The sequence below is a fragment of the Caulobacter sp. AP07 genome, assembly GCF_000281955.1.
In the GTDB taxonomy this organism is placed as follows: Bacteria; Pseudomonadota; Alphaproteobacteria; order Caulobacterales; family Caulobacteraceae; genus Caulobacter.
Genome location: NZ_AKKF01000058.1, coordinates 1 through 5086, shown reverse-complemented (window position 1 = coordinate 5086; position 5086 = coordinate 1). Strand labels below are relative to the sequence as shown.

The 5086-nt window shown below is 68.5% G+C and carries 6 protein-coding genes; 4 read left to right on the top strand and 2 right to left on the bottom strand.

The features are described 5' to 3' along the window. A partial coding sequence (locus tag PMI01_RS25980) for a cysteine peptidase family C39 domain-containing protein (protein WP_007663713.1) occupies window positions 1-264 on the bottom strand: 264 nt, incomplete at its 3' end. 488 nt (window positions 265-752) lie between these two features. On the opposite strand from PMI01_RS25980, the gene PMI01_RS04545 reads away from it, so the two are divergent. Then, a complete protein-coding gene (locus PMI01_RS04545) occupies window positions 753-2114 on the top strand; it encodes a hypothetical protein (RefSeq protein ID WP_007663711.1) in 1362 nt (453 codons plus the stop codon). Between the two features lie 18 nt (window positions 2115-2132). Next, the gene (locus PMI01_RS04540) at window positions 2133-2369 is read left to right on the top strand and encodes a hypothetical protein (RefSeq protein ID WP_007663708.1); all 237 of its coding nucleotides are present in this window, start codon (window positions 2133-2135) and stop codon (window positions 2367-2369) included. 115 nt (window positions 2370-2484) lie between these two features. Here the strand turns inward: PMI01_RS04540 and PMI01_RS04535 are convergent, their stop codons facing one another. Next, window positions 2485-2718 (bottom strand): flagellar basal body rod C-terminal domain-containing protein, encoded by a 234-nt coding sequence (locus PMI01_RS04535; protein ID WP_007663706.1) that lies wholly within the window; start codon window positions 2716-2718, stop codon window positions 2485-2487. A gap of 325 nt (window positions 2719-3043) precedes the next feature. Here PMI01_RS04535 and PMI01_RS04530 point away from each other — a divergent pair, with 325 nt between their 5' ends. Further along, entirely contained in the window at window positions 3044-4714 is a 1671-nt protein-coding gene (locus PMI01_RS04530) for a M20/M25/M40 family metallo-hydrolase (protein WP_007663703.1), read from the top strand. A gap of 122 nt (window positions 4715-4836) precedes the next feature. Continuing rightward, a partial coding sequence (locus PMI01_RS04525) for a DUF998 domain-containing protein (protein WP_007663694.1) occupies window positions 4837-5086 on the top strand: 250 nt, incomplete at its 3' end.

Here is a 5086-nt window from a genome sequence, read left to right as displayed (position 1 = left end):
GGCGGCCAGCGGCTGGCGGCAAAGGCGGGCGGCGGCGGCGCGGACAGACTTGGCCTTCACCTCCAGCCGCTTGGCCAGGCGCAACAGGTCGCCGACCATGGCCTCGTTGGAGCCCAGGCCCAGGTCGTGGCGAAGGTGAGCGGGATCGGCCGGCTTGCCGAGAAAGCCCAGCATGGCGGCGAAGCAGATCAGCGACGGCGCGCTGGACGGAAGCCCATCGTCCTCACCGCCCGCGCCCACCGGGACCTCGCCGTCAGCGCCCATGACGCACCGCGGGTCCCATCAAAGGCCGAACGCGACCAGGCGTCACGACGCAAACCTTGGCGCGTGATCGCACCCAATCGATACGCACTGAAACAAACCCTCGAGTTCCCGACACCTCTGTTGCGGACGGGAAACGTCACCGCAACTACAATCTGGCAGTGATCGACAATAAGTTTCATGGTTCGCGCGTGAGGCGAACAGGTGCGCTATCAACTGAGCTCACGTGCGTGGACGCGGGTCATCGTCGCCGTCGTCCAGACTGCGGCCGATTGGCTCGCTCAAGGGAAACCTTCCCTTCCTACCGTGCGGTTTCAAGACCAGTCGGGAGATCCCGACCAGCCGCACCCTGGACGATTGTCTTCACTTAAATTGTAACTCCAGATTGACCACCGTCTCGACTTGAGCGTTACTCTCAAGCTTGGGGCGGCATCGCAGGGACTCGACGGCTTTGATCGCCACCTAAGACGCTTTTTTGGGGGGAAGCGGCGATGGGACGAGTGTGGAACGTGTTGGCGGCCTGCGGGCTGCTCGTCCTGACCGCTGGCTGCAGCAGTTCGGTCTTTCATCAACGCAATCTCGACAGTGGCCAGACTCAGGTCTTCACGGTCGACGCCAAGCAGCGCAGCATCCTGACCTCGCTCGTCCCGGTGACCGATCCCCCGGGCGGCGCGACCAGCGCCTCGCGCCGCCGCTTCTGCGCCGAGCCCAGTCCCGACGTGTTCTCGGTCGTGGCCCAGGCGCTGAGCGCCGGCGGCAGCTTCAGCAAGAGCGCCGATCCCGCCTCGATCCAGGCCGCGTTGAACGCCGCCTTCAGCTCTTCGGAACAGGGCTCGACCATTCCCCGCACCCAGACGATCAACATGCTGCGCGAGCTCATGTACCGCACCTGCGAACGCTACCTCAGCGGCGGCTATGACGAACTGGAGCTTTCGGTCCAAGCCATTCGCGATCAGCGGCTGATGGTGTCGATCCTGGCGATCGAGCAGCTCACCGGAGCGGTCACGCCCAAGCCGGTCGTCATCGCGGCGACGGGTTCGGGCGGCGCGGGGGCGTCGGGCGAGGCGATCGTCCTGTTGGACGCGGCGCGCAAGGCCCGCGACAAGGCCGCCGCCGCGTACGCCACGGCGACCGGAGACTATGAGAAGGTCAATGGCGAGGCGAAGGTCTGCGATGCGATCAAGGACAAGCCCGAGGCCGGGCTGACCGACGAGCAGGAGGCCAAGGTCAAGCCCTGCGCCGACGCCCGCGCCGCGCAGAACAGCGCGCTGGAGGAGCGGACCACGACGGCGGCCGCCTATGAGGAGCTGAGCACCCTGGCGCGATCCGGCGGCGTCACCGTCACCACCGCCACGTCGTCGACCGCCCCCGGCGGCCTCGACACCGTCAGCCCCGAGGCGATCAGCGATGTCGGCGCCAAGGTCGAGACGATCGTACAGGCCAACTTCAACGACAGCACCGAGGTCATGCTGTTTTGCCTGCGAGCGCTGCGCGACAAGTCCATGGCCGGCGCGACGCCGACGCAGGCGGCCGATCTGAAGGCGCTGTGCGTCAGCTATCTGGGCAGCAGCGTGCAGGCCGCCGAACAGCGCCTGGCCGAGGAGATCGGGCGCTCGGTAACCGTCCAGCGCGAGGCCAACGCAGCCAATTTCGCCCGCTTCTGGACCGCCCCGCGCCAGGCCGCGTTCGCCGACGCCAACCAGCGCGCCGCCTTCGTGTCCGCGCTGAGACCGCGCCTGACCGCCCGCGACCAGACGCTGGCCGACTGCTTCGCCGCGGCGACATCGCCGGCGCAGGTCGAGTCCTGTTTCGTCGCGCTGCCGCTTTCGGCGCAGCGCGAGCTCATCCGGTAGACGAGGGAGAAATTGGACATGGCGAAGGATTATCGCGTGGTGGTGGCCGACACCGAGGGCGGCGTCCTCCAGGCCGCGGCGGGCTGGACGGTGCTCAAGCCGGTGCGGGCCTTCTCCGAGATCGACACGCTGGACGACGGCAGTCTCGGGGACCCCGGCCGCCTGTTCGTCAACAGAAGCGGGTTTGTGGCGCTCGCCTACAAGGAGACCGCGCAGGCGGCCGTAGCGCCGGCGGCGGGGAACCCGGCCAGGTAGGCGCCGCCCCCCGGTAGAACCGGGTCTACCAGGGGACGGCAGGTCCAAGCCCGCGCAGGGGGGAATGCGGGGTGGGCTTGGACCGGCTCGTGGCCGACGTGGACGGAGCCGTGTCCTAGACCTTCATGTCCAGGAGGGCGCCCATCATCTCGTCGGCGGTCTTGGCGACTTCGGCATTGGCCTTGAAGTCGGTCTTGGCCGAGATCTGCTCGACGGCCTCGTGGGCCAGGTCGATCTTGGATTCGGCTTGGGTCTGTTCCGCGCCCCAGGCGGCGGTGCGCTGGGCGCTGGCGCTGAGACGGTCGGCGGCGGCGAACATGCCGGCGGCGGCGGTGGCGAGGACCTGCACGGCCGTCTCCTGGGTCGGACGCCGGTCATCCGGCTTTGCCCGGGCAATTTCCTACCGAACGGTTAAGCGGCCTTCACCAAAGACGGTGAAGTTAAGCGGTTAACGCGAAAATCGGGGCCGGCCGCCGAGAACGCCGCCCCTCCACGTTGATTTCACGGCGAAGATTACAAAACGTTCAGGTCACCAAACTCGACAACTGGCCTTCGTCTGGCCAAGGTTCGCGCCTTCGCGGGCTCGCCCCCGCCCTTGAGCTGTTGTTTTGGCGCATTTTCTTCACGCGAACCGGAAGCCACTTCGCTCGAAAATGCTTTAGGAGCCTGCCTTGATGCCGTTCTCCCGTCGCGCCGCCCTCGCCGGCGCCGCCCTGCTGCTGACCGTTCAACCCGTTTTCGCCGCCCAGACCGCGCCCAAGGCCAAGCCCAAACCCGCCGCCGTCGTCGCCGCCAGCTTCACGCCGTCGCCCGCCGCCATCAAGGCGCACATGACCTTCCTGGCCGACGACCTGATGGAGGGCCGCGAGGCCGGGACCCGCGGCTACGACATCGCCGCCAACTATGTGGCCTCGCAATACGCCCAGTTGGGCGTCAAGCCGGCCGGCGACAACGGTTCGTACCTGCAGCAGGTGCCGCTGACGGCCGCGCGCTCGGCCTCGGAGGGCGGGGTTTCCTATACCGGCGCCGACGGCAAGTCGGGCGCCCTGACCTTCGGCGAGGACTATCTGCCCGCCGCCCAGCCCAGCAAGGCCGAGGTCCTGCTGACCGCGCCGCTGGTCTTCGTCGGCTATGGCGTCGTCGCCCCCGAACGCGGCCGCGACGACTATGCGGGCCTCGACGTGAAGGGCAAGATCGTCGTGTTCCTCAGCGGCGCGCCGACCAGCTTCCAGACCGAGGAACGCGCCCACTACGGCAATGCCGGCGTGAAGCGGGCCGAGGCGGCCAAGCACGGCGCGGTCGGCGTGCTGACCATGCCGACCACCAGTTCGGAGAAGCGCCGCCCGTTCGCGCGCGGCGTGGCCGGCTACCAGGAATGGCGGATGAACTGGCGCGACGCCCAGGACGTTCCCTATGTGCGCGGCGGCGACGCCCCCAGCCTGGTCACCCTCAGCCTGAAGGGCGCGGCCAAGCTGTTCACCGGCGCGCCGGCCGCCCTGGAGACCGTGCTGGCGACCGCCGAGACGCCCGACGGCCTGGTCAAGGGCTTCGCCCTGCCGACCCAGGCGACCATCCAGTTGAAGACCGAGATCGAGAAGCGCCAGAGCAGCAACGTGGCCGGACTGATCGAGGGTTCGGACCCGGCGCTCAAGGCCCAGGTCGTCGTGCTCAGCGCCCACCTCGACCACCTGGGGATCACCACCCACGGCAAGGACGCCGACAAGATCAACAACGGCGCGCTGGACAACGCCTCGGGCGTCGCCACCCTGCTGGAGGTGGCGCGCGGCTTCAAGGAGGCCAGGACCAAGCCCAAGCGCTCGATCCTGCTGCTGGCGGTGACGGCCGAGGAGAAGGGCCTGATCGGCTCGGAATATTTCGCCCACAACCCGACCGTGCCGAAGGCCAACCTGGTCGCCGACGTCAATCTGGACATGCCGATCCTGCTGTACGATTTCCAGGACGTGGTGGCGTTCGGGGCCGACCGCTCGTCGATCGGTCCGGCCGTGGCCCGCGCCGCCGGCCGGGTCGGCGTCTCGCTGTCGCCTGACCCGCTGCCGGAGGAAGGCCTGTTCACCCGCTCCGACCACTACCGCTTCGTCGAGCAGGGCGTGCCGTCGGTGTTCCTGATGACCGGTTTCAAGAACGGCGGCGAGAAGGGCTTCAAGGACTTCCTGGCCACCCACTACCACAAGCCCAGCGACGACCTGAGCCAGCCGATCAACTACCAGGCCGCGGCCCGCTTCGCCCTGGTCAATTACGAGATCGCCCGCGAACTGGCCGACGCGCCGGCCCGGCCGCGCTGGAACAAGGGCGACTTCTTCGGGAACTTGTTCGGCGCGAAGTAGGGGCGCGCTCCACGGACGGGGACAGGCGCATGCGCCTGTCCCCGTCGGTTGCCGCCTTCCATCCTTGACCCCGCCCCCGCCCGGCGCGATCTGTACCCGTGGAACATCCGGAGACGGGACGAGTGTTGAGCGTTGGCAGCCTGCTGAGGATCGGCCTGATCGCGCCCGTGGTCATGGTGGCCGACGTCTGGCTGGCCCAGCGGCTGTTTCCAGGATTCAACGCCGGCGCCCAGTTCATCAGCGAACTCGGCGGGCCGGCCGCCCCCAACCCCCTGATCTTCAATGTCGGCATGGTGGCGGCCGGACTGGCGGGCATGGCGGCCGGGGCCGGCTTCGCCCACGCCCTGGAGGACGCCGGCGGCCGCCGGCGGG

Bases quoted from the DNA above. Each gene is read 5' to 3' on its own strand.
- PMI01_RS04545 (WP_007663711.1), top strand. From the start codon at position 753: ATGGGACGAGTGTGGAACGTGTTGGCGGCCTGCGGGCTGCTCGTCCTG.
- PMI01_RS04540 (WP_007663708.1), top strand. From the start codon at position 2,133: ATGGCGAAGGATTATCGCGTGGTGGTGGCCGACACCGAGGGCGGCGTC.
- PMI01_RS04530 (WP_007663703.1), top strand. From the start codon at position 3,044: ATGCCGTTCTCCCGTCGCGCCGCCCTCGCCGGCGCCGCCCTGCTGCTG.